The organism is Neisseria sp. P0021.S007 (assembly GCF_051956855.1).
Genome location: NZ_JBQCXA010001118.1, coordinates 1 through 529 on the forward strand (window position 1 = coordinate 1; position 529 = coordinate 529).

Annotated in this window: 1 protein-coding gene and 1 pseudogene; both read left to right on the forward strand. The window is 46.7% G+C overall.

Annotation, left to right across the window (positions count from 1 at the left end; translation table 11 throughout):
• Nucleotides 1-201 (forward strand): annotated as a pseudogene (locus tag ACTHUR_RS17820) (oxygen-insensitive NADPH nitroreductase); the annotation flags it as partial.
• A gap of 71 nt (nt 202-272) precedes the next feature.
• The coding region (locus ACTHUR_RS17825) for a histidinol dehydrogenase (protein ID WP_440400065.1) at nt 273-529 on the forward strand (257 nt) is incomplete at its 3' end.

Here is a 529-nt window from a genome sequence, read left to right on the forward strand (position 1 = left end):
GAAATGGTGTATGCCGAAAACGCCTGTCCGAGCCTGAATGCCGATGCCGTTGAAGCCTATAATCAGGCAGTAGCGAATTATTATGAGCTACGCAAGGGTAGCCCGATACCTTGGAAAGAATCGCTGGCCAAAACCTTGGGTAATCCTGTACGGCCGCATATGTTGGCGTTTTTGCAGAAAAAAGGTTTTTTGAAAAGATAATGTTCAGACGGCCTTTGAGTGATTGAGGCCGTCTGAAAACAATAGGAACGAAACAAGGAAGAGAGCAAACCATGAAGAAACTCGACACCCAATCCCCTAATTTTCAAGCCGAACTCAAATCGTTACTCGCTTTTGAAACCGCGCAAAATCCTGAAATCGACCGTATTGTTGCTGACATCTGCGCCGATGTTCAAAAACGCGGCGATGCGGCGCTGATTGAATACACCAACCGCTTTGACGGTACATCCGCTCAAACCATCGACGATTTAATTCTGACGCAAGACGATTTGCAGTCTGCCTTTGAGCGTTTGCCTGAAAACATTCAGAC